Raw genomic sequence first — 25238 nt, forward strand, 5'->3', positions numbered from 1 at the left:
CGGCTACCCCTGCTTGGCCCGTGCTGCCAGCACAGGGATTGCCGCGATCTTCTCTGGTGTCAGGTCACCCCACACCAAACCGGCGGGTCGTCGGCGGTTGGGGCAGGGGATCACCTCGTCAGGGGTAACGATGTAGTCCACGCTGAAATCGTGCTGGGTCTCCGGGATGTCGTCCTCGATGACCTGGAGCGCGTGGACTGGCGCGACGATCACCGTCTTCTCAGTGACGAGGCCGGCTTCGATAAGAAGCGCCACTTCGATGTCGCTGAAACCCGCGCCCTTTCCTATGCGGGCACCGGAGCGGTTCACAGCCACACTGCCGCACACCACGATGTCGATCGGCTCGACGTCTTCCACGCCGACCCGGCGAGCGACCTGAGCCGCACCCTTCTTCTCGGCGGCCTCCTCGGGCGAGATGGTCAGTTTCTCGGGGTCGAGCAGGTAGAAGGGCTCGGGACTCGCCATCCTCGGCACGGCCATGTAGACGCGCTTGCCGTCTTTCAGGGCGCGGACACGGACGGGAAGTTGCGCCCAGTCAGGGTTGGCCTTGACGGTGGTTGCTCGTCGCCACTCATCCAGACCGGCAAGTTGCTCTGCTGTCGCCTCCGAGCCGTAGAAGCCGGGAATCTTCCCGTACGAATCAGCAGGAGCGCCGCCGCCGTCAATGAGCCGACGCCACACCCGCTCGCGTACGGCCTGCTTCGCCTGGTCGATGTCCGTCAACGTCCCACCCGTTCTACATCAGGGCGAGCAGTCGATCGTTGATCTCCTGCGCCCATGGTTCCGACCTCCACTGCCGCAACTCGCGTCCGGCAGAGAAGGCCAGATTAAGACCACCCCCACCACGCGTCAGCTCGACGGCATCAATGGTGCGGTGCATGACGCGCGCCGCCTCGTCGAGCTTCCGCTGACGGATGAGCGCCAAGGTCAGGTTCCCCAGCGCGATGGCCTGAGATTTTTTCTTGCTGGCGAGTGCTCGCGAGGTCGTACGGAGGATCGGTTCGGCCCGCTCGGGGAGGTCGAGGAACAAGTAGCAGGAGCCAGCCAGTCGGTTGTACTCGTTGACGGTGTAGAAGGGCGCCGCCAGATCATCGGGGTGGACACGGTCGAACTGAGCGTCAGCCTTCTTCAGCGCTGCTTCGCACTCTGTGAGCGCACCCGTCATGGCGTGCCCCTCGGCAACGTGAAGCAGGCTCAACCCAGTAAGCGCCGGGCTGACCATTCGAGCGGCGTCGGCTGCTTGCTCGGCGAGCGTCACGCCACGCACTGCGTTCTTCTCTCCGTAGAGCGCAACGAAGCTCATGCGCAGCGTGGCGTACGACTCCGTCAGTGGATCGCGGGCATGACGCGCAGCTTCGACGGCTTCCTTGAAGTACTGAACCGGCGCGTGGTGGTCGCGGCGCTGGGAGACGTCCCAACAGAGCTGTCCCATGATCGTGGCTGAGTCGGCTTCAACTTCGTACAGCGCCCGACGCACACGCGGGTTGGTGGCGTTCTCGCGGAGGAAGCGCACCTGGCCGTGCAGCTGACCGGCACGACCTAGCAGGGCGGTTGACGTCTCTTGGTCGTATGCCTCATCCAGCTTCCGAAGTTGCTCATGGATGTAGGCGACCACCATGAGATCGGCCGCCGCTGGATTTTCCAGCGCATACGTCATCCGCTCGCTGGGGCGTGAGTCGCTGACGGTGATGTCATCGAGGAGCGCTTGCAGGTCCTCGTTCGACACCTTGAGCGCCCGAGCGAGTTTTGGCCGTAACCAAGCTTGCGGCTCCGTCTCGGCCGCCTCCCAACGACCTACCGTCGAGCGCTCGACACCAAGAAACTCGGCCAGACTCTCTTGGGTGTGGCCTGCCGCTTTACGACGCCGGACGAGACCCATCCGCTTCGCTGCCATCGCCCATCCCTCCGTGCGGGGGCGAGTGTTCACCATAACCGTGCAAGTGGCATCCGTGCAGGCCAGACAACAGAGTGCGGCACGGGATGCGTCATTGGTGCGACACGTTTGCTGTGGCGTCTTTGCAGGTCAAACCGCTTCTCTAGCGGGCAGGTTGGCGAGCAGACGGAATCCCCGTGTCGCTGCTCGCCAGCCGTTCCAGTCCCCTAGGAGGAACGGATGCGACCGCTCATGTTCGGCTACATGCGACTCGCCGCGAGCGATGATCCAGATGAAAACGCGGCAATCGAGAGGGAGTTGAGGCACTACACGCAGGGCGAGGGGTTCGAGTTGGAGCGACTGTTCATCGAACGCCTCGGCTCCGATGAAGAGTCCGCCTTCTTCGCGCTCATCGACGCCCTGAAGACTGCCGAAGTCAAGAACGTCATCGTGCCGTCCCTGTGGCACTTCGCCCGGCTCCCCGGTCTCCAGGCCGCCATGCGTGACCACATCGAACGCGAGATTGGTGCGCGGCTGTGGGTCATCCAGAGCAAGAGCACGCAGCAGAGGAGTACCGCGTCATGAGCGCCGACGGCGTGACCCCGATTCCGCTGCTGGCCGCATCCATCCGCTTGAACGCCGTCCCTCAAGCTGTGGCTGCCACGCGGTTGTTCGTGCGACACAACTTGACGCTTTGGGGTCTGGAAGAGCACGTGGAAACGGCAACGCTCATTATGAGCGAACTGGCCACGAACGCTGTGCAGGCGAGCATCACCGACGCACAGCCGACGACCAAGGCGACCTCGACGGATGCCGTTATCGGCGCGCAGCTCCGTGCCGTCGAAGCCAGCCTGTTCGTCGAGGTCTACGACAGAACGAGCGCAGTGCCCGTACGCAGCTACCCCGACCACGACGCCGAGGGTGGGCGCGGCCTGCTGCTTGTCGATGTCTTCGCGAAGCAGTGGAACATCCACCACTCAAGCGTCGGGGGAAAGATCGTGTGGGCTGAACTGCCGCTCGGCTTCCCCTTGGAACCGTCCGCTTGCATCTACGAGCACACACCCCTGGTCTTGCCGCGTGGACTCCGTGCGACGTACAGCGCAGACGAACACCAGACACGCCGGGCACTCCTCGATCGTCTCTTGACCACGACCATCTTGGCGGACATGGCAGCGCGGATGACCGATGCGATCTGACCCTCGTGGCCGGCGCACCCTTGAACATCTCGACCAACCGCCGGTGATCTCCATATGAGGCCGCAGCAAGTGTGGGACTTGTTCGACTGGTTCCGCGGGTCGTGCTTCCGCTGCGAAACGGTCGGGGTCCCGGTGGCAGTTGTCGGCGAGATGACCGTCAAAGACAAGACGCTGCCGCTGTACGCCTGCCATCTGTGTATCTTCCGGATGCAGCAGTCGCATTGGTTCGCCCTGCGACGCCAGGCATGGCCCCTTGAGAAATTGCAGCTACCACCCCGACAAGGGTGGAGAGTTGGAAGGACAGCTTCACTGCGGTGGCTGACCTACCGGAAAAAGATCCGAGCATGAAGAACGCCCCCGACGCGGACGCGGGGGCGTTCTTCGCTGTTGGGGGCGTGATCAAACCGACGGCGGAGCCGTGTCCGTTGACTCGTGGCGGGCCAAGTCCAGATACTCCGTCAGTTGCTCGACGGTTTCTTGCTCGCCGCGCTTGCCGTCAAAGTACTCCTCCAGGAACATGCTCATCGTCGCCAATGCAAGGATCGGCCGCTCGGCGAAGTAGACCTGAACCGCACGGAGGAAGCTTGCTCGGACGACCTCGTCGTCAAGCGGCTCATGCTTGCCCACGACCACCATGTTCTTGATGGCTTGATCGTAGGCGAAGATGACGAGCTGCCACTTCGAATCATTGCTGTACTTCTCGACTTCTTCGATGGCTACGTCAGCACGTGCGGCAACGGCCTCGAAGGTGAAGTTTCGACCACTCTGGTCGATTACCTCCCTTGCGGCGGCGTAAATCTTCTGAGCGAGGGGTTCGTCCCAGGTTTCCTGGTCATCTTTGTTCTCGGTCACGCCATTGTCCTTCTTGTTGCTCGGATGGGGCGCGCTACCAGTTCAAAAGAACTAGCAAAGCGCCACGTCCGAGAGAAAGCACGGCGACACTCAAGAGTTTCTACGCATAAACCTTAGTTATTTATACATGAACAACTGAAACTGTCAACCTACCAATCCCAAGCAAGTCCGCAGAACCCGCGGTCTAGGTCCCGGAAATTCCTGAAGTAGTCGTTACGAGTGGAGGCGGGCAGGATGTTTTCCTTTTCCGGATCACGCTCGGCTTCATCGGCGGAATCACTTCTGAACCACCAGACCTGACGCGGCAGCCGAGGGCCTGTGAACTGAACCTGGAGCGTGTACCGCTCAGTTGGGCGAAGCGCCTGGTACCGGATGTGCGGCACGGTAGGAGCAGTGCTGTTGACATGTGCCCTGTAGGAGAAGGCTTGTGGTCTGTTCTGCGGTTTGGTGTCGAGGTTAAGAAGCGCTGTAACGAGGCCACGCCTGGATTCTTCGACTTCGGCAACATCACACCCTTTCCCGCCATTAATAGTGACCGTTCCTGGCGACGGGTCTGCCGGATAGAAGTACGAAACCTTCAAGGCAGGCCGGGTCGGACTAACCTGTAGGTCCACGCCAACCTGCGTCGTCACGCCTTGGTTGTTGATCCAATGAGTTTCCACGCGTGACTCAATAATGAGTGGCTGAGTTGTCCGCCGCTGCCGTGGTACTCGACTGCTCTGGCTCCTTCTTCGGCCGTCTTGCAAAACCCCTGCGAGGCGCATTTCATAATATGCGTCCCAGAGTGCAGTGCCATCGGCCTTGAATGTAGTGACGTAGAAGTCGACCATTCTCTCCGAGGCTGGCTCAATGCCACGTTCCACGCTGGAAATGCGTCCCGTTGAAAAGTGGCCCTCAAGGTCGCGGTTCCTGTACCCGGCTGCCTCGCGAGCATCGCGCATGAGGGCACCGTGTCGAACATGAGCTTCACTGCGCGGCTGCCGTCGCGTCCTCGCCATCGCTCCCCGCTTGCTTGGTAGTTGCCTCGTACGAAGCGCTTCAGATTCACCAAGCGTAAGAAGCCCCCGCCAACCTGTCGTTGCCATCGGAGAGCATCAAGCCGTTCGAGTGACAGGGAGGGTTTGCCATGCCCAACAGAAACAGAAAAGAACTTCCGTTCGACCCAAGAAGATCCGCGTACGAAGCGGGTCACGACCTCGCCCGCCAACTGCCGCCCCGTGAAGGCTCGCCACCAACCGGCAGCCTCCCGATGCCCCGCGGCCTCGATCCAACGGCGCTGGCCGGCTACTTCGAGAACCACCCATTCTTCGAGCAGGGGCAGACGAAGCGGGAGCGGCGGACCATCCGGGAGATGCACGTCGTCGGGGAGGACGAGTACACGCTGACCGAGACCACCGTCGAGACGGAGTGGTTCAGCTTCGGTCGCGACATCTTCATGAAGGGCGACGGCCGATGACTCACGACCAACAGCAACTCGTCGGCTCACTGCTGGTGCTGGTGCTCCTGGCGGTGTTCGTCGGTGTGCCGCTGTACCTCTTCGCCAAGATGACGCCGCGCATCCTACGGGCCAGGCGGAAGCGGGATATCAAGACGGCAATGCGGATGGGCGTGCTCGACCACCAGCTCATCCAAGAGGTGGGCGGCGAACTGTACGACGAGCGCGAGTGGCACGGCAGATGGTGACTGGCCCGTCGTAGGACGACCAGCTTCTACCCTTCCGCCCCTGTTCGCTTGAAGGTCAGCCGGACAGGGGCGGCTCTATGTACCGAAGAACGCAACTTTCCGGAGGCCGCTCGTGAAAAAGCTCCGCCTGTACCTCGTCATGCTGCTGCTTGGTGTGTTGGCGATTCGGGTGCTCTGGGCGCTCGTTGAGCCGCTCATCCCGGTACTTGTGGTCGCGCTCGTCCTCGTGACAGGCGTCGGCTTCCTGTACCACCGGTCATCGCGGTGGTAGGCGACGAGCGGGTGCGCACCTTCTCGCTTGGCCTCCCGGCAGCGTTGGACGAGCGCCAGGTTGTGACGTGGCTCGGCTCCTTGAATGGGCTCGCCCAGCTCGGCCCGCGGCGACTGTTTGGTGTGGCGTCGCTAGCGCTCGAAGCTCGCGCGGATGAACGCGGCATCCAGCACTGCCTCCGGGTGCCCAGAGGACAGGCGAACTTCGCCGTCACGCAGCTGCGCACCCTGATCCCCGGTTCTACCGCCACGCCGGCGGGGGGCGAAGAACCCGACGACGTATGGACGGCCGCGGTGGAGTTTGGTTCGACCAACCCTCGTGGCCGACTGCGCACGGTGGAAGCTGCGGTCATGTCGGGGCGACTGCTGGCGGCCATGCAGGGGCTCGGCCGGAGAGAAGCGCTCCTTCTCCAGTGGGTGATCTCTCCGGCTGTTCCGGTGCACCAAGGGGGCGAGGCCGGCGCAGGCGTGGTGGCGTCGTTCTTCGGGGAGAGCGCAGCACGGCATGAGCGCACCGATCGAGGGACGGCGTCGAAGCACGAGGAGCCGAACTTCCTCGGGGTGCTGCGCTTGGCGGTGAGTACGGCAAATGACGAGAGGGACGCACGCCTACTCTCGCGCCTCCGTCCCGCCCTTATGAGTGCCAGCAGTAACGGCACTCGACTCCGTCGACGGTTCGTCTCGTCGCGCCGGGTAGTACGACGAGTTTCACGAAGCGCGGCGCCCCTGCTGTATCCCTCACGGCTAGCTGCAAGCGAACTCGCAGGGTTGTTGGCATGGCCCATCGGGAGCCCGCATGTCGCTGGGCTTGCGCGACCACGAGCACGGCAGCTTGCGGCAACGGGCGCCGTTCCAACTCGGGGCCGGGTAATCGCCCGCAGCAACTTTCCGGGTGCGGAACGGCTGCTTGCTCTCGACCCCGTTCTTTCAGCGCAGCACCTCCATGTGGTCGGGCCGACCGGCAGCGGGAAGACGGCGCTTCTTACGAACCTCATCACGCAGGACATGCAGTCGGGCCGCGGCGTCGTGCTCGTCGAGAGCAAGGGCGACTTGTTCACGGCCGTACTGGAGCGTGTCCCTGAACGTCGGCTTCATGACGTCGTGCTGCTCGACGTTGGTGACACGGACTATCCGGTCGGGTGGAACCTGCTGAGCGGTAGTCCCTACCTGGCAGCGGCGGGAATCCAAGCACTCTTCGATCACCTCTACCCGGGTGATAGTCGCGGCGTCCGCGTGCGCGCAGGGTTCTTCCATCTCACCCTCACCTTGATGCTCAGCCAGGGTGCAGAGGAGCCAATGTCCTTCGCGGACATTGGGCCTCTCGCCTTGCCGCAGGCAAGACAAGAGGAGTTCTCTAAGCGCCTCATCCGAGGCGTGGCCCACGTGGAAGAACTGGCCGACTGGTGGCGCAGCATCGATGACCGGATGCGCTCCGCTCACTTCCAACCGATCTTGGATAGAACGTGGCAGCTCACGAGCCGCCCGGCACTGCGGAACATCTTGGGGCAGAGCCGTAGCACCTTGGTTCTTTCCCGCATTCTCCGTGAACGGAAGATCTTGCTCGTCAACCTCAGCCGCGCGACGGAGGGGAAGAACACGGCCGGACTGCTCGGTTCGCTTCTCCTGAACGCGATTTGGGGAGCGGTGCAGGCAGGTGGGTGTGATCCGACCAACCCAACACAGCTCTACCTCGATGAGTTCCAGGACTTCATTAACCTGCCGATCTCGCCGTCTGAGTGGTTTGCCCAGGCGCGATCGCTCGGTCTTGCTGTGACGGTGGCACACCAACACCTCGACCAGCTCACCAGAGAACTCCAGGCAGCCACGCAGAACAACTGCCGCTCGAAGGTCGTCTTCCAGACTGCTGCCGACGAGGCCCGCGACTTTGCCCGTCAGTTCGGCCGCAGCGTGAGTGAAGACGACTTCCTTAACCTCGGTCGCTTCGAGGTCCTTATGCGGCTTGCCACCGACGAAGGTGTCAGCACACCGCTCTCAGGGGTGACGCTCCCGCCTGGTGACCCCACAGGCTTCGCCGGTGAAGTGCGGCAACTCTCCCGCGAGCGTTACGGACGGCCGCGGGCCGAGGTAGAAGCGGAGATCCGTGCGCGGAGGGAAGGGCGGAAGAAGCCGAGCACTCAGGCATCGCCGGCCACCGCTCCTAGGAAGCGACGGTTCGGCGGACCGAAGACGCCGGATGAGATAGGAGAATCCAGTGGCCCGGCAGCTTAGTTGGACTTATCCTGATCTGTTCGCTCGTGATCACTAAAGCTCGGAGGAGCAACGGTGGCAGACATCCAGAAGATGGTTGACCAGCTCGACTTCTTGATCAAGGCGTCTCAGAACTACGCCACGAACGACAACTGGTCACTGGACACGCGGACTCCAACCGATCCGCTCGTTCTCGGCAACCGCATTGAGTCGGCTGTTGAGAGGTGCGCTCTGCCTGGCTCTTCCTACCTCAAGCAGCTCGAAACGGCGCGTCGTCTGCCGCAGCCTCATAGGTTTCACGAAGTACGGCACGTCGCTATGGGACTGCGCGATGACCTCGTGGCAGGTTGGTATTCATCTGTGGTCGAGCTGGTGCACGCCGAGACGTACAGCGACTACTTGGAGATGGCCGAGGGGCTTCTCGACCAGGGGTACAAGGACCCTGCGGCGGTCATCACCGGCACATCCCTTGAAGTCCACGTGCGCTCGCTGTGTGTGAAGCATGGTGTCGATATCGAGATGCCCAGCGGTTCGCCGAAGAAGGCCGACACCATGAACGCTGACCTGAAGAAGGCGGGCGTTTATGACGGCTTGCAGCAGAAGCAGATCACGGCCTGGATGGATCTTCGCAATAAGGCGGCTCACGGCAACTACGCCGACTATGACCAGACGCAGGTGCGCTTGTTCATCGAGGGCGTTCGCGCCTTCATGATGAAGTACCCCGCGTAGCTTTCTGCACTGTAGGCGAGCCACGTAGGCCAGGGGTAGGCCGGCTGTAGGTCTACCCCTACATCTTTAGCCCAGTGACCAGTAAGGATGCCGGGGCCTGTCAAGACGGAGGGACCAGCGTGGAACTCGCCCAGCGCGACTTTGAAGTACTCAAGCTCACCCATGCCTTTTCCCAGCTTGCTTCGACGCATATTACGGAGCTGCTGTTCTCGGATAGGTCGCACGCTGTGCCGGATCGGGTGCTTGGGCGCTTGGTGAAGCTGAGTTACCTTTCGCGCGTTGGCCGACGAGCAACGGGTGAGAAGGGCGGGGCGGGGGCGTACGTCTACCAGCTCGGCCGTGCCGGGCGGTTGCTCTTGGCTGTTGACGGACGGCTCTCGCGGGCAGTGAACAACCACTCCCTTCTGATCGCTGACATCTACCTGGAGCTGCGGCGAGCAGAACGACAAGGGATGCTCGTCATGAACGACTGGGCTGTTGAGCGGCCCGTTCCACCGAGCGTGCGTGCTGATCTGTTTGTAAGTGTCGAGTATCCCGAGCAGCGACGACGAAGTAGTTACTTCATTGAGGCTGACCTCGGAACTGAGCCACTTCGAATCATCCGGGAGAAGATTGAGGGCTATTGGCAGGCTGTCGAGATGAGTAACCAGGACTATTTTCCGTATGTGGTTTTTGTAGTCAAGGATCGGTTGCGCTTGCTAGAGCTGAGTCGGCTGTTACAGGGGCTAGATGAGGAGCAGCAAGATATGTCGCAAGCCGCGTTAATCGGGGACGCGGTACACAAATTGATGCGACTTTAGAGCAGACAGAGACTAATCCGACTCCAACCTGTAGCGGATCAGTAGCGGAAAGTAGTATCATGGAGCAAGGAAAAGGAGTAGCGCAAAAAAGTCGATGTACAATTTTAGGTCATACCTTAGAAATGGGAGCCCACAGTGAGTCCTCGTCCTGGAGGGGAAACCGATAAGTTCGGTAACCGTTACGAGGGTGCCTGGACAGTCAGGCATCTGCTGTACGTGCTCCTCGGCGAGGCGCAATCCATCAAAATTGAAGATATCGACGAACTGGGCAAGGGCGCCGAATTTACCTACCGCCATGGCGATACAGTCGAAGTGCATCAGGTGAAGCGCCAGAACGGTAACGCCAATAGCTGGAACGTCAGGTCGCTCCACAAGAAGGAAATTTGGAAAAATGCACGCCATCACGTTGAACAGGGTCGCCATTTCCATTTTGTCTCTGTGGTCCCCGTCCGCCCCATCCAGGAATTGACAGACAGGGCTCGAAGCGCAGATACACTTACAGAGTTCATTAATGATCGACTAACGAAGGAACTTGAAGATCCATTCAATGAGCTTGCATCTTCTGCCATCTACGGTTCTACTGAAGTAGCATGGAAAGCACTCCGTGGTCTTTGGGTCTCCTGGCCCGATGAGTATGACCTTGTCCGTCAGAATTCGGTTCTCGCAGCGCTACTACTAAGCGGTGCATCCGGTCGCCTCGCTGCTGTGGGCTTGGGAGATCTTGCGAACTACGCACTAGGCACCACTCTCGACGTAGACGCCATCGAGTCTCGGCTCGAAACATACAAACTGAGGCGCTCTCCGCTTCTATTCGGTGACACCGTTTCGGCGAAAGTAAGGGAAATCACTACGAGCTGGACTGCCAGCGTTGAACGTGAACTGCTCCAGCCGACAATTGAGCGGGCCGAGGCAAATAGCCTTGTTGAACTCGTCGAGACTGACTCGGACAAGCTTACTCTCCTGGTCGGGGCGGCTGGAGGAGGAAAAAGCGCTACTCTTCATCAACTCGTGAAAACGCTTCAGGAGCGTGAAACGCCCTTGCTGAGTTTTCGCCTCGACAGGCTTGAACCTTTTACAAGTACCACCGAACTCGGTAAGCGGATCGGGTTGGATATTTCACCCGTTGCAGCCCTCGCTGCCGTAGCCGGTGAACGCTCCTCTGTACTTGTCGTAGACCAGGTTGATGCTGTCAGTCTGGTGTCAGGACGGATGCCACGAAATTTTGATGCAGTGGCTGACCTCGTACGCGAAGCAACTGCTTTCCCGAAAATGCGGGTAGTTCTGGCCTGTCGGAAGTTTGACGTCGAAAATGATCACCGCATTCGGGAGCTGGTTGACAGCAAGCGGTGTGAGCGCGTCGAAGTGCAGGATCTAACCGAAGACCAGGTGGTTGAAGCCGTCACGTCCATGGGACTGGACTCGGCCATTCTGACCACCCACCAGAAGAAGCTTCTCCAGGCACCGTTGCACCTGGTTCTATTGAAAGGGGTCTCCGACGATTCCGCAGCCCTAGCATTCCAGACGACCAAAAATCTCTTCGATGCTTTTTGGCGACGGAAATTGAGTGACTGCATGCAAAGGCGCGAGTCGGTACGCTTCACTGAGGTCATCACGACACTGGCCGAAGGCATTAGCGCTCGCCAGCGCCTGTCGGTGCCTGTCACTATTCTTGATCGAGAAAACCTAGTCGTTGATGCCGACGTGCTGGTATCGGAACACATGCTGGTTCGCGACGGCCAAGAGATCGCCTTCTTTCATGAGACATTCTTCGACTACGCGTTTGCCCGCGGTTGGATTGATCGAAATCAATCTCTCGTTGACTTTCTAGTAAGTGGAGAGCAAGAACTCTTCCGACGTGCCCAAGTGCGACAGATCTTGGGTCACCTACGAGAACTTGAACCTGATCGCTTTGTAGACGAGGTAGAAGCTACTCTCATCAGCCCAGATGTCCGTTTTCACGTTAAGGATGTCATCCTCACCCTTCTTAGCGCACTGAACCAACCGACTTCTCGCGAATGGGAGATGGTGGCTGATGTGCTAGAAACTCACCCATCGTTCGAGGAGCGGCTTTGGAACTCTCTACGGAGAGCTCCATGGTTCGAACGGCTCGATACAGAGGGTGTCATCGAAGAGTGGCTATTTAGCAGTGATGGTACCCAGAAAGGCCGGGCGCTCGACATCATGGGTGGGGCAGGGAAGTCTAACCCTGACCGTCTCGCCGAACTGCTTCAATCGCACACCACAGAAATCGATTATCCCAGGTCGCTACGATGGATCGTCCGATTCGCAGACATTCACGAGAGCCGCTCTCTGTTTCAGCTTGTTCTGGATGCAGTTTGCAGTGGGCAGTATGACGGAGATGAAGAGCAAGAGCTTTGGCTCTCGACTCATGACCTGGCTCAACATCAGCCGGCCTGGGCAGTTGAACTACTGGCCGCATATCTCATTGATCGCCCCAATGCTTTGAAGCTGGATTCCAATAAAAGGGTTGCAGCCCTCCTAAGTAGGGATCACAGCATAATTGAACTGGCCAAGGTGGGGGCCGAAGGCGCACCCGAGACCTTCTGCGACTTGCTTCTGCCGTACATGCTGCGAGTAATGGAAGCAACGGCATCGAATAATACCGATCTCCCCATCCAAGATCGCCACTTTTCCCATCGCTATCCAGAAATGGGCGTTCACGAACTGGAAGAGGCTATCTTGGCAGGGATGGCTTCCGCCGTCCGCAACCTGGTAAAGCAAAACTCAGAGCAGGCAGAATCCGTTCTGAGGACACTGGCGTCAAGTCCTTATGAAGCAGCTCAGTGGCTTTTGTACGAGGGTCTACGGATGGACGGTGAGCAATATGCAAAATGGGCTGTAGAGCTGCTGCTAGAGGGAACTCACCGATTTCTGTCTGGTTACTCGTCGAATGGTGTATGGACTACTCGTCAGCTGATTCAGGCTGTAAGTCCTCACTGCTCTGACGGCTACTTCCAGGAGCTGGAGAGCGCAATTCTCGCACTGCGCTTCCCATGGGAAGGTCGACAGCCAGGCTGGTATATGTTTTGCCTCTTGACCGGAATGGAGGAATCACGTCTTTCCGATACCGCTAGCCGTCGACTAGGTGAGCTGCGGAGAGCGAAGAACATGGAGCAGCCCCCTGAGCCGCAAGGCGTGACGGGAGGATCTATTGCTTCCCCTATCCCACCCGAGGCTGCTAAGCGCATGAACGATGAGCAATGGCTACGTGCCATCGCTAAGCACAGCTCGGATAAGACAAACTGGGACTCATTTACGGGTGGTGCGCATGAACTTTCCGATGTACTGCGTCAAGAAGCCGAGCGCGACCCCGCAAGATTTTGTGTACTGTCACTATCTTTCGACAACGCTACGAATCCAGCATATGTCACCGCTTTCCTAATGGCACTGGGAGCCACGAAAGCCCTCGATGATGGATCCCCAGTGTTCGAAGCCGCTCGTCACATTGCAACCCTCGAACACGAAGACATTCCTCGGTGGCTCGGGCATGCGCTTCGTCATTACTACAAGTCGGTTCCTCTGGATCTCGTAGCCACGATTGCCGATTATGCGATCCACTCAGCGGATCACGAACCTAGTGATCCGGATCCTTGGCTTTCCAGAGGTGGCGAAAACATTGGTCGTGACATTTATGGAGCTGGCATAAATTCGATCCGTGGTGCAATAGCCCTAACCTTGGGTGACCTCCTTGTCTACGATACGGATGGCAGTCGTACAGAATTGGTTCTTCCAGTCTTGAATCAGCTGGCAAGAGACCCATCTATCCCTGTGCGTTCATGTGCTGCGCATCTGATCCTTGCATCTATGCGCCATGCACGTCCTCAAGCCGTGGATGCTTTTAGCCAGCTAGTAGAAACGACCGACGATCACCTCTTCGCGACTCATACTGCTATTCGCCTGGTCGCTTATCTGGGATCCCAGGATCCGGAATTGGCGAGACCAGTTGTTGAGCGCATGCTAAATTCTCAGGTTGCAGAAGTGAGAAAAGATGGTGGGCACCTGGCTGCCATCGCTGCGTTGCAATGGGGCGTAACAGACCTTCTTGACTCTGTGATCTCTAGTACTGATGGGGCGCAGCGAGAGGGCGCAGCCCGACTGTGCGCACACAGGTTGGCGGACACGAACGATGCGGCTATTGCCCGCCAGACCTTTGAGGAGTTTGTTGATGACTCTGACGAGGCGGTTCGGAAAGCGGTGGGCGAAGTAGCGGCGGCGCTTCGCGGTGAGCATCTGCGCCCCATGAAACTATCGCTGATGCGATTGATCTCCTCGGCTTCATTCTCAGAGTCATTGCCCCAACTGTTCCTAACTCTGGAACATGCACCCGATCGCGTTGATGACTTGGTACTGGCATGTTGCCAACGCTTTATTGAGGTCAAGGGAACAGATTCTGGCGACATCAGAACAGCCGCCGCAGGAGATAGTCGATATGTCGGTAAGCTTCTCATCCGGGCTTATACACAAGCTAACGCTCGCGCCAAGCGAGGAAAGATTCTTGACCTCATTGATCAACTGCTTGAGGTTGGAGCATTCGGCGTTGCGGACCTGGTCGAAAAGTCTGAGCGTTGACCTGCTGCCCTCACACTGTGGCGAGCGGCTGTGGGCTCATGCTGTGCGGATCCCGCAACTTCACTCAGCCAGCGGCTCGGCTCGGCGCGGCGCGGTCTGCCTGCTAGGACAGCCTGTTCTAGCGCCCATGGCCGGCGCAAGATTGGTCGGCGCCATCAATGATGCAGCCTGTGGGTCAGTGGCCGAATCGGCAACTATCCGTCATCAACTCGCCCTGAACGCTGCCGTTCTCCAGTCTCGCACTTGCGCCTCCAGCCATACTGCAGCGGTGGACACCTTCCGCCGTGCAGAGACCGACACCAGGCCGGAGCGCCCCCAGGCAACGCCGTGGGACACTTACCGCGCAGCGCTGCTGCCTCAGTGGCAGAGCCTTCTAAGCTCCTCCCCCAGTGAGCGAGAAATACAGGAGTTCTTGGAGCTCCACCCCTGCTTCTTGCCTGGCGCAACCGACAACGTCGGTCCCGGCGGTCATCACGGCCCTTCGTTCTCGTCCGTGATTCGACAGCCGCCGCTCAAGGGTCTCGGTCCTACGCGCGTCCCCGACTTCATGTGGGTTCGACGGGACACAGGTGCCATCCGACCGATCTGCATCGAGATCGAGAGTCCTCAGAAGGCTTGGTTCAACAAGGGTTCGAGGACTCCGACTGCCGAGCTGACTCAGGCGATCGACCAGCTTACGGAGTGGAAGGTTTGGTTCTCCTCGCCGGAGAACCAGCTCATCTTCGCGAAGACATACGCGCCCAGCTACTCACACCGTCCTGTCGAGCCTCAGTTCGTTCTCGTCTATGGACGGGACGCCGAGTTCCGGGCTGCCACATCACCCCACGACAACCCCGACTACATGCGGCGGAAGCGTGACCACATGCCTCGGGACCGTGAGCACTACTTCACTTACGACCAGTTGGCTCCGGAAAGAGAAGCGGGGGACTACGCGACCCTCACGTACCAGGTTGATCAGTGGATCCTGCACTCGCTGCCGCCAACCTTCTCGACCGGTTACCACGTGATGGAGATGAGCAAGGTCATCAGGGATCCCTCGGAGGTGGTGCGCCGAACCAACCTCATGAGCGCTGAGAGAATGGCGTACGTCATCGCACGCTGGGAGTATTGGCGTGGCGTTGCGCTCTCTGAGCACACCCACTCCTTTGCCGTTGGGCGTGAGTAGTCGAGGGGCGAGACTTCCGAACGGACCAGGCGCCAGCGCTCCTGCTGTCATGAACGCCCCGCGCCAGTCTCAGGCCGCGGGGCGCTTGCTGGTCCGGGTGGTTCCGACCGACCTACAGGGCGGGGCCGGCGTAGCGTTGATCCTGCGGTTCATACGCGGGAGATGGTGACTAATCAGCTGCTCGTAGGTGTGGTGGCATCTACCCGGGTGATCCTGAAGATGGCCACCGTCCCCAAAAACGGCGACGGCCCACCCGTAAGCGGGTAGTCGTCCTTCATTGCCGAGTAGAGGGCAAGCCCCTTCTCTGCAAGCTCGTCTAGGATGGCTGTGAGGCTTCGCTGCGCGTCCCGCACCGAGGAACGAGAGAACTCGATGTCTCCTGAGATGTCGCTCCAGTCCTGGAAGCTTTGAACAGCACCGTCAATGAGGTCCTGCTCTTCGTCGGTGCAGTCGTCCGGTTCTTCATGCGGCAACCACCCAAGGCAGCCGGAGAGGATCGGCCAGAGGTCACGTCCTGTCTTCATGTGGTCGAGCAGTACGACTTCAAACGCTGGCTCGTCCTCCACCGTGAGGACGTCGATGATCCGGTCAACCTGTGCCCGCTTGAGCTTGCTGATCTCATCGGCGAGCGTCTTGAGCCCCCACACCTCGATGGTGACGCCGGGGTGTAGCGGGCGAAGCTCGTTGTCGATGAACTGGTCGACCTCGCCAGGCAGGGTGTCGTTGGTGAGGAAGCGCCACACCTTCACGTCTCGGTGCTCCTGGAGGCATCCCTCCAAGTCACCGCAGATCTTCGCCTTGGTCTTGTCAATCCGCTCACCACGTGTGGCGTGTGCTGCGAAGAACACCCGGGCCTTCGGACAGTAGCCGTCGTTCTTGGTGTCGCCCTTTGGTCCGGCGGCCCGCACGGGTTGGTAGTCGCCGGGGTATAGCACCAGGCCGAGCCGATCCATGCAGTCCTGGAAGGTGCTGCCCTCCATCCGGAGGAGCTGGCCTTCCACGAGCTTCCGCAGCGAGTTCTGATCCACGGCAGCCATTACCGCACGGCATCCACGTCCTGCGCAGCTAGGTTGCGCGCATCAAGAGGCAGTGGCCGGCGCGCAGTTGGTTCGCTCGTTCAAGCGTCAACTGCGGTACAGCATGGATCGTCGTTACTCGCTTGCCCCGCTTCGCCGTTGGCCCGATCCTGGAACGTTCGTCGCTACCAACAGAAAGACGATCATGAAAGAGATCTGGGTGAACATGGGCAGCGTGAACAACGCGGCCCGGCTGGAACTCAAGTCCGTCGACGGCACGAGCGGCCTGGGCGTGATGCAGCTCCGCTTCCACTTCGAGGCATCCTGCCGGAACGAGGCGTCAGCGCAGCGGCCGATGTGGCTTGAAGGCAAGGTTCACGCCGTCGGCCTGGGTCGGTCTAGCGGCTACCTGAGTCGGCTGACTGTTGAGTCCTCCCCTGTCACCCTGCACAGCCTCGCGGCAACGACGACATTCGTCCTCGCTGCCGACCTCGACCACAGGCAGCTCCAGATCATTGAGGAGCACCGCACGGGCGGGATCACGTTCCGGCTCGAAGTCACAGGCACTGCCATGACTGGCAGCAACCTCGAACGTATCGGGGTGGGCGGCATTGAGCACGAGGTCAACCAAAGCGACTGGGCGGCGATCCTTGAACAGATGCAGTACCGCCGCCTGCTCCTGATCGAGCTCGACGCGCCGGACGCCAACCGCCCGGCCGAGTTTACCGTCGCCCTCAACTACTACCGCGACGCCGAGAAGCAGTACATCAAGCAGGAGTGGCGCCTGACGGTTGAAGCGCTCCGTCAGACCCTCGCGGCGCTCGTCGGCAAGAAGGCCGACGACGAGGATGAGTCGGCGGACGTTGCAGCGGCAGCCAAGGCACTCCGCAGGGAGTCGATGAACACGACCGTCGGCTATCCGCCCCGCGCCGAACAGGTACGGCTCGCCCTCAAGTTCATGTGCGACCTGGGCGCACACCCGGAAGTAGCCGAGACGACCAAGGCCGATGCCTACTCAGCCCTCTTGATGGTCGGCGGCCTGCTGCACAGTTGGCAGCCGATGAAGGCTCAGATCATGCCTCAGCCCTCAGCCCAGGAGGACGAGCCGACCAAGGTCGCGCCGGCGGCGAGCGTCTGAACCGACGAGCCTGAGACGCCCCGCGGCCGGAGTGGGTAGGTGGGCTCGGTCATCGGGTGAACCGGGGCGCGAGCGAAGTGCCCGCCTTCGCTGAGGCCCTTCGGGCAGTAGATAGCGGGCTTCTTACCTGTCAGATCTTCTTGTGCGCAATACTGCTGCCATGAGTTCTCTTCCTAATGTTGAGGCTGGTTCGAACCCTCCTTCACCGGCGCCTCTCCCTTGGGAGACGTATGCGGCCTGGCTCAAGCCGGAGTGGGAAAGGTTTCTACAGTCATGCCATAACGAACCCGATATGCAAGACTTCCTAGAGCGCCACCCGTGCCTTCTGCCGGGAGCGACAGACAACGTTGGTGGTGGTGGCCACCATGGGGCAACGTTCTTCGCCGTTATTCGCCAGCCTCTCCTTAAAGGGCTGGGACCTGATCGTCTTCCCGACTTCATGTGGGTACGCCGCTCAACGGGCGTCATCCACCCTATCTGTATCGAGATTGAAAATCCGAAGAAGAACTGGTTCACAAAGGGAGCGAGAGAGACGCCAGGAGTGCCGACCGCAGAGCTAACCCAGGCACTCGACCAACTGATTGAGTGGAAGGTCTGGTTCTCCAAAGAAGAAAACCAATCCATCTTTAAGAAGATGTACGCTCCCAACCACACTCATTGGCGCGTTGAGCCGGAGTATGTACTCGTCTACGGACGGGACGCAGAGTTTCGAGACGGCACATCAAGGCATGCCAACCCAACCTATATGAGGGAAAAGCGCGATCACATGCGCCGCTCCAACGAACACTTCTGGACCTATGACAGGTTGAGGCCCATTGAGGAAGGGGGTATTTACGCAACTCTTACTCGACATGAGTCCGGGTGGAGTCTGAACTCTGTACCCCCAACATTTTCACTCGACGATTTTTACTATGAGGATCTGTGTAGCGTTGTGAAAGATCCATCCGAGGCCATTTCCAAGTCGGAACTCATGCCCGATGAGTGGAAGACGCGGCTGGCTAATCAGTGGCAGGAGATTCGGGACAGGGCACTGGCGCGGCGGAACCAGTCTATGTCGAATAGGCGCAACATTTAGCCGTCACTCTGGAGCGTCTGGAGGTGCAGCGGTGACTGCTTGTGTTGTGGAGTCTCTGGTGTGTTTGTCCGGGTCAGCAGCACTCACGCAACGACTCGGACGTGCGGCAAGTCGACCGGTTCATAGCGGGTCGGCCGGCATGCGATTGGTTGACTCGAACTACGCGGCAAGGTCCACCTCCTCACCCCTGGTGTCTTTGACAGCAGCGCTGACAGCTACGACGCCGAGCAGCCAAGAACGACGTCGTACGCGCAAGACCCCATCAACCTCGGTGACGCGCTGCTGCGTGCCACCCCAGCCTGTCGTGTTCCGAGTTTTCATCCTGGCAATCGGAGTTCGATTCTCCGTGAGGTCACCAAGGAATTTATCCATCAAACCGGCACCAGGAACCCCTGTTGCCGGTTTGTTTTTGCCTTCGGACGAGGAGTTGAACTGATCGACCAAAGATGGTGTGGCTGGCGGCTGACATCCATTTTGACAGCTACCTGGGCGAACGTTGCTCTTCTCGTTGCTGTCAGCCGATGGTAAAACGGCCTCCGTCATAAGATTGAGCGCATTGCGCCGTGATGCCATGTTGGCGTGCTGGTAGTACTTCTGTGTGACCGATGTATTGCTGTGACCTAGAATCAGTTGAGAATCCTTGTCGGGAACGCCCAGATCCTTCATTAAGGTGGCGGCGCTATGGCGAAGGCTGTGTAGCGTGACTCGCCTTAACCCGTACTTGGCAGATAGGCGCAAGAAGGTCCGGGTGTAGTTTTGAGGTTCGACTGGCCCGCCTGTCAATTTGGTGAAGTATAGGGCGTCGTCGGAGTCCGTATTCCGTCGAGCATCATGCTCCCTCAATGCATCCGCCACGATTCTGAGCAAAGGCAGGTAACGTTGACCGGCCTTTGTTTTGACCGGGCCTACCTGAACTATCCCGCCTGCGCGGAACACTTGCTGGCGTACGTAGATCCTCCCTTTCGCGAAGTCGATCGCTTTCCGGTCAAGCCCAAGAACCTCACCTCGTCGCATGCCGTAGAGCACTGATATAAGGAACGCTGGGTACCACCTATGACTCTTGGCCACTTCCAGGAAGCGTTTTGCTTCATGAACATCCCATGGCAATACACTGTCTCCTCCTCCGTAGGTCTCTTTAACGCTAACCAGTTGGGCGACATTGCGCGCGAGAAGCTCCTCTCGCATCGCCTGGCCAAGCGCGGACCTGATTACTTCGCGTAGCGTCTGTACCTTCCGCACAGAGCGTCCGTCTGCTAACTGCTGATTCAGGTAAGTTTGTAGCGTTGGCACGCTCAACTTTTTCAACGGCAGTTTGCCTAAGCCAGGTTTCAAGTACAGGCGAATGTTGCTCTCGTATAGGTCGTAAGTTGTTGGCTTCCGGTTGGGCTTGATTACCTCGGATAGCCAGTAGTCGAGGTAATTGCCGAGCAACCATTGCTTGTCTGCTGTAGGTATGCCCTTGGCCACTTGAACTTTCAGCTCGGTCAGCTTTTCGTGAACCTCGGCGCGGGTCTTGCCATAGACATAGACCCGCTTAGGTTTCCCGCTCGTCGTCTGCACCCAGATGGAAGTGACCCAACGCTTATCGCTGTTGCGTTGGTAGATCGACCCCTCACCGTTTGCATTACGACGACCCATCAGGCTAACGACGCCTTCCAGCCTGTCAGAATGTAAGCCTCAATCGACTTGAGTGATATGAGCGTCCGTCGCCCAACTTTGATTCTCTCAAGCTGTTCGGACCTAAGTAGGTCGTACAGCTTCCATTTGGATATTCGTAGTCTCATGTACGCCTCGCGTACTGTGAGAAGTAGAGTGTCTTCACCTCCAGGGATTGCACGTTTGATTACCTCATCCATAAGTTGTTCTCCTTCAAGTTAAGCTTTTTCGGTTGGTCTTGTGAACCTCCCGGGTGGACTTCTGCATTGTGGTTTCGACATCACGACACGGCTCCTTGCTCAGTTCCACCAAGCAGCTGCGGGCCGTCACCGAGGAGGCCGACGGAAAAGAGCGCCTGGGCATCGAGGGCGAGTCTTCCGATGACGCCACGTATCTTCTCGGCGCGCTGCTGGCTCTGGACGAGCCACACCACCTTTGGAAACACCCCACGCCACTGTTGCTCCATGCCACTGCGCCAGTAGTCGATGTACCGCTGGGACTTCTTCTGGATGGTCGGTAGCGTCTCGGTGCTCATGTCGACCTCGATGAAGCTGCTGTGCTCGATGGCCGCTCGGCCTATCCGCGCGTACGCATCCGGCTTGATCTGCACGAGTTCGCCACCGGGGCCGGTGAAGTGACGCCAGTTGGCCGGCTCGGCGTCGTAGGCGAGTAGGTCGCCCTGACCTTGGCGGTGCCGCTCGACCAGTTGCACGTAGAGTTCAGCGACGGCGAGCATGTGGTCTTGGAAGTACGGCTTTGACTCCCACACCCGGCGACGGCCGCCAAGTGGCCCGCTCGTGTTGAGGACGGCCTGACCCAATCCGCTCAGGCTGTAGATGTAGCCGGACGATCCCGCCCGCACGCCCCCGACGATCCGTGAGAACCGCGTCACGGCGCCCAGTTCTGTAAGGCGGGTCATCATGAGCTGAGCACGACGTATGCGAGCACGTGGCGATCCATCGACCACGATAAGCCGTTGTACCTGCTTCAAGCTGAGTAGCCGTACGCGGTGCAGGGATGCCAGCACGCCAACGTCACGCGGGCTGAGCTTGGCGCGCAGCCGCACCACCCGGGCCGGTGGGATCGAAGAAGGTCTCACCATGGGTGAACTCCCGTTGGTGAGAATTTCTTTGGTTCCATCACCTCCGCAACAGGGAGACGGCGACCAGGACAACCAACACGACACGAAGCGTGAAGCGAACCACGAGACGAAGCCGTCATGCCGTCCTCCGTGGCGCTTGCCCGATGGGGCCGAGCTCGGGCCGATCCTCCCCGCGCCACCGCAGTCGTAGGGCTTCGTCGAGCGCCAGGCCGTCAACCCCGAACCGCTCCGCACTCGCGCGGCGTAGGTCGGCGGCATCACTGAGCGCCGTTGCGTCGGGTGGAAGCGTGCGAACAAGGAACGGCCGGCCAGGACTGTTAGGTACGTACGCCCTGGCGTACGCCTCGTGCGTCCCAAGAAGCGCGAGGTCATCCGCGCTCAGTCCGTCGCCAAGCGCAGCGGCCAACCCCGCACCGTCGTCCACGCTGGGACGGAACACCACACGCGAACGCGCGTTGGCGAGAAGCGCGGCCTTCATCTTCGGCGGGAGCTGGCCAAGGTGTTGGTGTGCGACGGTGAGCCCGACACCAAGCCCGCGCGCCTGAGCGAACATGTCGCCAAGGTCAACGGGCTGTCGTAGGTACTGCTGTACCTCGTCGATCACGACCATGGCCGGGTGTCGAAGGGGCGCGGCGACCGTTGCCCGCCGCTGCATCGCCTGGTTGAGCTGTGTCACCAGCAAGGCACCGATGAGCTGCGCCGTCTGGGCACCGATGACGCCCGTGTTCAGGTTCACCAGCACGACGCGCGGACGCATGAACAGCTCGTCCATCTGGAACCGCGGCCGTGCTTGGCCGACCAGTCTTCGGATTGGGGTGCGGCTTAAAAACGCCCGGCTCTTGTTGAGAACCGGGCTGACTACTTGTTGACGTTCGGCCTCCGAGAGGCCGTCGTACCAAGAGAAGAAGGGTGCAAGGACGAGCGCGTCGTTCACCTCGACGAGCACGCGACGACGGAACGCCGCGTTGGTCAGAATGACCGGCAGATCGGCAAGGGTTCCTGAGTCGGTACGAGCAAGCGCGATGAGCGCGTGCAGTAGCACGTCACTACTCCGAGGCCCGATGCTCGACCCATAGAGCTCGTGGAACAGATGCAGGATGTGGTCGGCCTGGCGCTCGGCATCCTCACGGTGTCCGGCTAGCGGGTTGAACCCGACGACCATCTCACCGGCTCCCGGCTCGATGACCACAACGTCTTCTCGACGCTCCGCGGGCACGCCGGCCAGGATCGCTTCTACGAGGTCGCCCCGAGGCTCAAGAACGAAGACGCTTCGCCCTACACGGATGTCTGCTTGGACGAGCCGCGCCAGCAGCGTCGACTTGCCGCTTCCAGTCGGCCCGATGACGTGCAGATGGTGAAGCGAACTCTCCACCGGCAACGTGACCACTTGGTTCCGCTGACTTGGATGCAGGCCGGCCCCGAGGACGCGCCTCGTCGGTAGGTTCCTCGCTTCCAGTGGTCGAAGCAGTGCGGAAGGTGCCGGGTACTGACGACCGCGCGACGGCACGGAAGTTCCGGCACCATCCAGCGGCCAGCCGAGCACGCTGCCCAGCTCCGCCAGGTTGAGCACGCCCGACCACTGGATGCCGCCCGTCTTTACGGCGTCGAGCTGGTGGCTACCGGCGACCGATGGTCGCCCGATCCTCAGTTGTGCGTGCGAACTGCCAACGAGCCGCAGTGCTTCGCCGAGCATCCGCACGATGGGTGCGGCCAGCTCTACGGACGCGGCACGCGCCCCGATCCGGCCGCGCACCGCGACCAGTGGTTCGGATGCCTTCTGCTTCCAACCTCGTCGCTCCTCCGCTGTCGCCTCATGTATGGCGACCAGGCCGAGGGCACGGGCGACGCTGAACGACTGCGGTTGTTTCACTCGTGACTGCGGCGGCCCGATGACCCACTGCACGACGGCCGAGGACTTGTCACTCAGGGCATGCAAGATTTCCGACAGTCCTGCCGTGACGCCTGCGGCCATGTCCACCCGGAGCGGCTGAGTAAGCCCGACTGGCTGCACGTCCGCAACAAGCTGCGGTGCAGCCCGCACGGGTCGAGTGACCGGCGTGAGCATGAGGCCGGGAAGTTGCGCGATGAACTGCGCCGACAGGTCCCCGCTGATGCGTCGGTCGATGCCGACCAACCAACGCACGACGCCGCGAGAAGCACGGAGTTCAAAGACAACGACTGGCGTCTGTCTGCGCCAGCCGATCTTGGGACGGTACGCCAGCGGTTGAAGCGCCCGTGTTACCTGCGCCCGGCTCAGCTCGTGCGGAAAGTGAACCTCGAACCAGTCGAGTGCACCAGGTCGCTTTGGTTTATTTCTCTTGTCTATATGCCACCTCCTTTGGGATTAGTACTCCAGACCCAGACGGCATATATAAGAAGCCTCACGACGCTAGCGTCGTGGGTACAAAAAATTATGTGTGCTGAGTTGAAGCCGGTAGTTGAGCGCGTCCAGCGACCTAGATAGGTTGCCTGCGACTGCTCTTACTCTCTACTATGCCAAGTCTGCATTGCGTTTCCCTGATGCAAGCTGGTCGTGATGGCTTGGGGTTGGCTGTTTTTGGATGTAGCCCAGTTACTATATTTATGCAAGTAGCTGAAGAGGGGCTTAAGGGTCGGTTACACTAACCCCGCTTGTCAGCAAATGCGTAGACCACGATAAACACGAAAGCGGCTGCGGCCACCACCCCAACGGTCCACCTACTCTCACTGAAGAAGAGAACACTTTGCGTCAGCGGGCCGAGGGAAAACACTAGACGGCCTATCATTTCTTTTTTGAAGAACATCAAGGCGACGCCCGCTATCATGAATAGAAAGGTTAAAATATCAAAAATCATACGTGTTTCCTGTTGAAGTTTGTGTTGGGGTGCCGGATGCTTTGAACATCCGGCACCCCCGCTAGGGAACTCTAGAAGCCCCTAGCAGCGCTCTGCCCATGCCTGCCACCAGAGCGATCCCCAGTCCTTGTACACCCAGATGCACTTTCCACGGTTCATCCGGGCAATCGTCCAGACTGCGGCCCCGAGGGCGGCACCGACCCACCCGGAAACGCCGAGCGCACCGGTGACCACTCCTCCGCCGAGTTCCAGTACATCCTTGGTGGTCTTCTTCGAGAATTGCACCAGGAAGCCGTACTTGGAGGCGTAGTACTTCGGATCGGCCACCACCGGGTAGCTGTAGCTCCCGGCGTTGTGCTCGACCACCTGTGTCAGCGTGGTCCCGTCCGTCTCAAAGTGAGTCGGAACGGCGGTGCCGCTCGCGTCCTTCGCCCAGGGGGCGGGGACGAGAACAACGGGCTTTCCGTCGCCGTCGAGAACGACGGCTCCAGCGTTGCCGGGCGAGACTTCCACTCGCCCACCTTCCGGCACGTCGACCTTGTAGTCGTAGCGCGTCGGTGCGGTGGGTTCGGCGATGGTGGTGAGCATCTGCACACCACCCTCCGTCGGGATGACCGCCTGAGCGGACCCGTCAGTGCCGGGATACGCCACCGTCCCATCCTTCAGCCGAGTCGCGTCTTTCGACTCGTCGGCGTTCGGAAGGGAGATGGTGATTTCCGGCGTGCCGTTGCCTTGCAGTGAGACTCCGGCCTCGGGGTCCTTGGGGACCTCGATGGTGGTGTCCTCCTGCTTGACGACGGCGGCTGAGTCGGTGTCCGTCGAAGACGGAACCGGCTCAGCCACCAACGAACCGTTCTGGCGGTCCGTGCTGCCGAGTGCCGACGCGATCTCCGAAGAGGAAACCGCCTCGACGTCGTCGGCTGCTGCGTTGCTCGGGACTGCCACAAGGGAACCCGTCGCAATGACAGCGGATACGACCATCTGGGCGATGGTGCGTGAAGCTCGCATGGTTGCTCTCCGATGCGAATTCCTACATGCGTTTCCGCACGTA

General features: G+C 60.1%; 23 protein-coding genes. 12 read left to right on the forward strand and 11 right to left on the reverse strand.

The window, feature by feature from the left end:
- Positions 1–3 precede the first annotated feature (3 nt).
- Together ABZ855_RS15060 and ABZ855_RS15065 are read right to left on the reverse strand one after the other, a co-directional pair.
- Positions 4–723, reverse strand: coding sequence for a 5-formyltetrahydrofolate cyclo-ligase (locus ABZ855_RS15060; protein ID WP_360806624.1), 720 nt, complete (start codon positions 721–723; stop codon positions 4–6).
- 13 nt (positions 724–736) lie between these two features.
- The gene (locus ABZ855_RS15065; protein ID WP_360806627.1) at positions 737–1894 is read right to left on the reverse strand and encodes a helix-turn-helix transcriptional regulator; all 1158 of its coding nucleotides are present in this window, start codon (positions 1892–1894) and stop codon (positions 737–739) included.
- A 219-nt stretch (positions 1895–2113) separates the two neighbouring features.
- Here ABZ855_RS15065 and ABZ855_RS15070 point away from each other — a divergent pair, with 219 nt between their 5' ends.
- Together ABZ855_RS15070 and ABZ855_RS15075 are read left to right on the forward strand one after the other, a co-directional pair.
- Positions 2114–2458: a recombinase family protein gene (locus tag ABZ855_RS15070; protein ID WP_360806630.1), complete on the forward strand. Its 345-nt coding sequence runs from the start codon at positions 2114–2116 to the stop codon at positions 2456–2458.
- Positions 2455–3069: an ATP-binding protein gene (locus tag ABZ855_RS15075; protein ID WP_360806633.1), complete on the forward strand. Its 615-nt coding sequence runs from the start codon at positions 2455–2457 to the stop codon at positions 3067–3069. The genes ABZ855_RS15070 and ABZ855_RS15075 overlap by 4 nt, the downstream gene beginning before the upstream one ends.
- Positions 3070–3468: 399 nt before the next feature.
- Here ABZ855_RS15075 and ABZ855_RS15080 read toward each other — a convergent pair whose 3' ends face one another.
- Positions 3469–3921 carry a hypothetical protein gene (locus tag ABZ855_RS15080; protein ID WP_360806636.1) on the reverse strand — a complete coding sequence of 151 codons (453 nt, stop codon included), beginning with the start codon at positions 3919–3921 and terminating at the stop codon, positions 3469–3471.
- Between the two features lie 149 nt (positions 3922–4070).
- Positions 4071–4751: a hypothetical protein gene (locus ABZ855_RS15085; protein WP_360806639.1), complete on the reverse strand. Its 681-nt coding sequence runs from the start codon at positions 4749–4751 to the stop codon at positions 4071–4073.
- A 296-nt stretch (positions 4752–5047) separates the two neighbouring features.
- Here ABZ855_RS15085 and ABZ855_RS15090 point away from each other — a divergent pair, with 296 nt between their 5' ends.
- The 8 genes from ABZ855_RS15090 (at position 5048) to ABZ855_RS15125 (ending at position 15366) form a co-directional block, all read left to right on the forward strand.
- A complete protein-coding gene (locus tag ABZ855_RS15090) occupies positions 5048–5377 on the forward strand; it encodes a hypothetical protein (protein WP_360806642.1) in 330 nt (109 codons plus the stop codon).
- Positions 5374–5604, forward strand: coding sequence for a hypothetical protein (locus ABZ855_RS15095; protein ID WP_360806645.1), 231 nt, complete (start codon positions 5374–5376; stop codon positions 5602–5604). The genes ABZ855_RS15090 and ABZ855_RS15095 overlap by 4 nt, the downstream gene beginning before the upstream one ends.
- Before the next feature lie 112 nt (positions 5605–5716).
- Entirely contained in the window at positions 5717–5875 is a 159-nt protein-coding gene (locus ABZ855_RS15100; protein ID WP_360806648.1) for a hypothetical protein, read from the forward strand.
- Between the two features lie 11 nt (positions 5876–5886).
- Complete coding sequence (locus ABZ855_RS15105) at positions 5887–8103, forward strand: TraM recognition domain-containing protein (protein ID WP_360806651.1); 2217 nt, start codon at positions 5887–5889, stop codon at positions 8101–8103.
- 54 nt (positions 8104–8157) lie between these two features.
- Positions 8158–8811 carry a hypothetical protein gene (locus tag ABZ855_RS15110; protein WP_360806653.1) on the forward strand — a complete coding sequence of 218 codons (654 nt, stop codon included), beginning with the start codon at positions 8158–8160 and terminating at the stop codon, positions 8809–8811.
- Positions 8812–8930: 119 nt separating this feature from the next.
- Positions 8931–9611: a replication-relaxation family protein gene (locus ABZ855_RS15115; RefSeq protein ID WP_360806655.1), complete on the forward strand. Its 681-nt coding sequence runs from the start codon at positions 8931–8933 to the stop codon at positions 9609–9611.
- A gap of 135 nt (positions 9612–9746) precedes the next feature.
- Positions 9747–14201: an ATP-binding protein gene (locus ABZ855_RS15120; protein WP_360806658.1), complete on the forward strand. Its 4455-nt coding sequence runs from the start codon at positions 9747–9749 to the stop codon at positions 14199–14201.
- Positions 14202–14469: 268 nt separating this feature from the next.
- The gene (locus tag ABZ855_RS15125) at positions 14470–15366 is read left to right on the forward strand and encodes a Shedu anti-phage system protein SduA domain-containing protein (RefSeq protein WP_360806661.1); all 897 of its coding nucleotides are present in this window, start codon (positions 14470–14472) and stop codon (positions 15364–15366) included.
- 173 nt (positions 15367–15539) lie between these two features.
- On the opposite strand, the gene ABZ855_RS15130 is transcribed toward ABZ855_RS15125, so the two are convergent.
- On the reverse strand, positions 15540–16403 hold the full coding sequence (locus ABZ855_RS15130) for a hypothetical protein (protein WP_360806664.1): 864 nt from the start codon (positions 16401–16403) through the stop codon (positions 15540–15542).
- A 52-nt stretch (positions 16404–16455) separates the two neighbouring features.
- On the opposite strand from ABZ855_RS15130, the gene ABZ855_RS15135 reads away from it, so the two are divergent.
- On the forward strand, positions 16456–17520 hold the full coding sequence (locus ABZ855_RS15135; protein ID WP_360806667.1) for a hypothetical protein: 1065 nt from the start codon (positions 16456–16458) through the stop codon (positions 17518–17520).
- Between the two features lie 160 nt (positions 17521–17680).
- The gene (locus ABZ855_RS15140; RefSeq protein WP_360806670.1) at positions 17681–18595 is read left to right on the forward strand and encodes a Shedu anti-phage system protein SduA domain-containing protein; all 915 of its coding nucleotides are present in this window, start codon (positions 17681–17683) and stop codon (positions 18593–18595) included.
- A gap of 159 nt (positions 18596–18754) precedes the next feature.
- On the opposite strand, the gene ABZ855_RS15145 is transcribed toward ABZ855_RS15140, so the two are convergent.
- From ABZ855_RS15145 to ABZ855_RS15170, 6 genes are all read right to left on the reverse strand, one after another.
- Positions 18755–20233: a site-specific integrase gene (locus tag ABZ855_RS15145; RefSeq protein WP_360806673.1), complete on the reverse strand. Its 1479-nt coding sequence runs from the start codon at positions 20231–20233 to the stop codon at positions 18755–18757.
- Positions 20233–20451 (reverse strand): helix-turn-helix domain-containing protein, encoded by a 219-nt coding sequence (locus tag ABZ855_RS15150; protein WP_360806676.1) that lies wholly within the window; start codon positions 20449–20451, stop codon positions 20233–20235. Before ABZ855_RS15150 ends, ABZ855_RS15145 begins: the two co-directional genes overlap by 1 nt.
- An 80-nt stretch (positions 20452–20531) precedes the next feature.
- Positions 20532–21353: a replication-relaxation family protein gene (locus ABZ855_RS15155; RefSeq protein ID WP_360806679.1), complete on the reverse strand. Its 822-nt coding sequence runs from the start codon at positions 21351–21353 to the stop codon at positions 20532–20534.
- 115 nt (positions 21354–21468) lie between these two features.
- On the reverse strand, positions 21469–23487 hold the full coding sequence (locus ABZ855_RS15160; RefSeq protein ID WP_360806682.1) for a hypothetical protein: 2019 nt from the start codon (positions 23485–23487) through the stop codon (positions 21469–21471).
- Positions 23488–23974: 487 nt separating this feature from the next.
- Positions 23975–24187 (reverse strand): hypothetical protein, encoded by a 213-nt coding sequence (locus ABZ855_RS15165; protein WP_360806685.1) that lies wholly within the window; start codon positions 24185–24187, stop codon positions 23975–23977.
- Between the two features lie 81 nt (positions 24188–24268).
- Entirely contained in the window at positions 24269–25168 is a 900-nt protein-coding gene (locus tag ABZ855_RS15170) for a hypothetical protein (RefSeq protein ID WP_360806688.1), read from the reverse strand.
- Positions 25169–25238: the final 70 nt, after the last annotated feature.

This window comes from Streptomyces sp. NPDC047042, assembly GCF_040644035.1.
Taxonomy (GTDB): Bacteria; Actinomycetota; Actinomycetes; order Streptomycetales; family Streptomycetaceae; genus Streptomyces.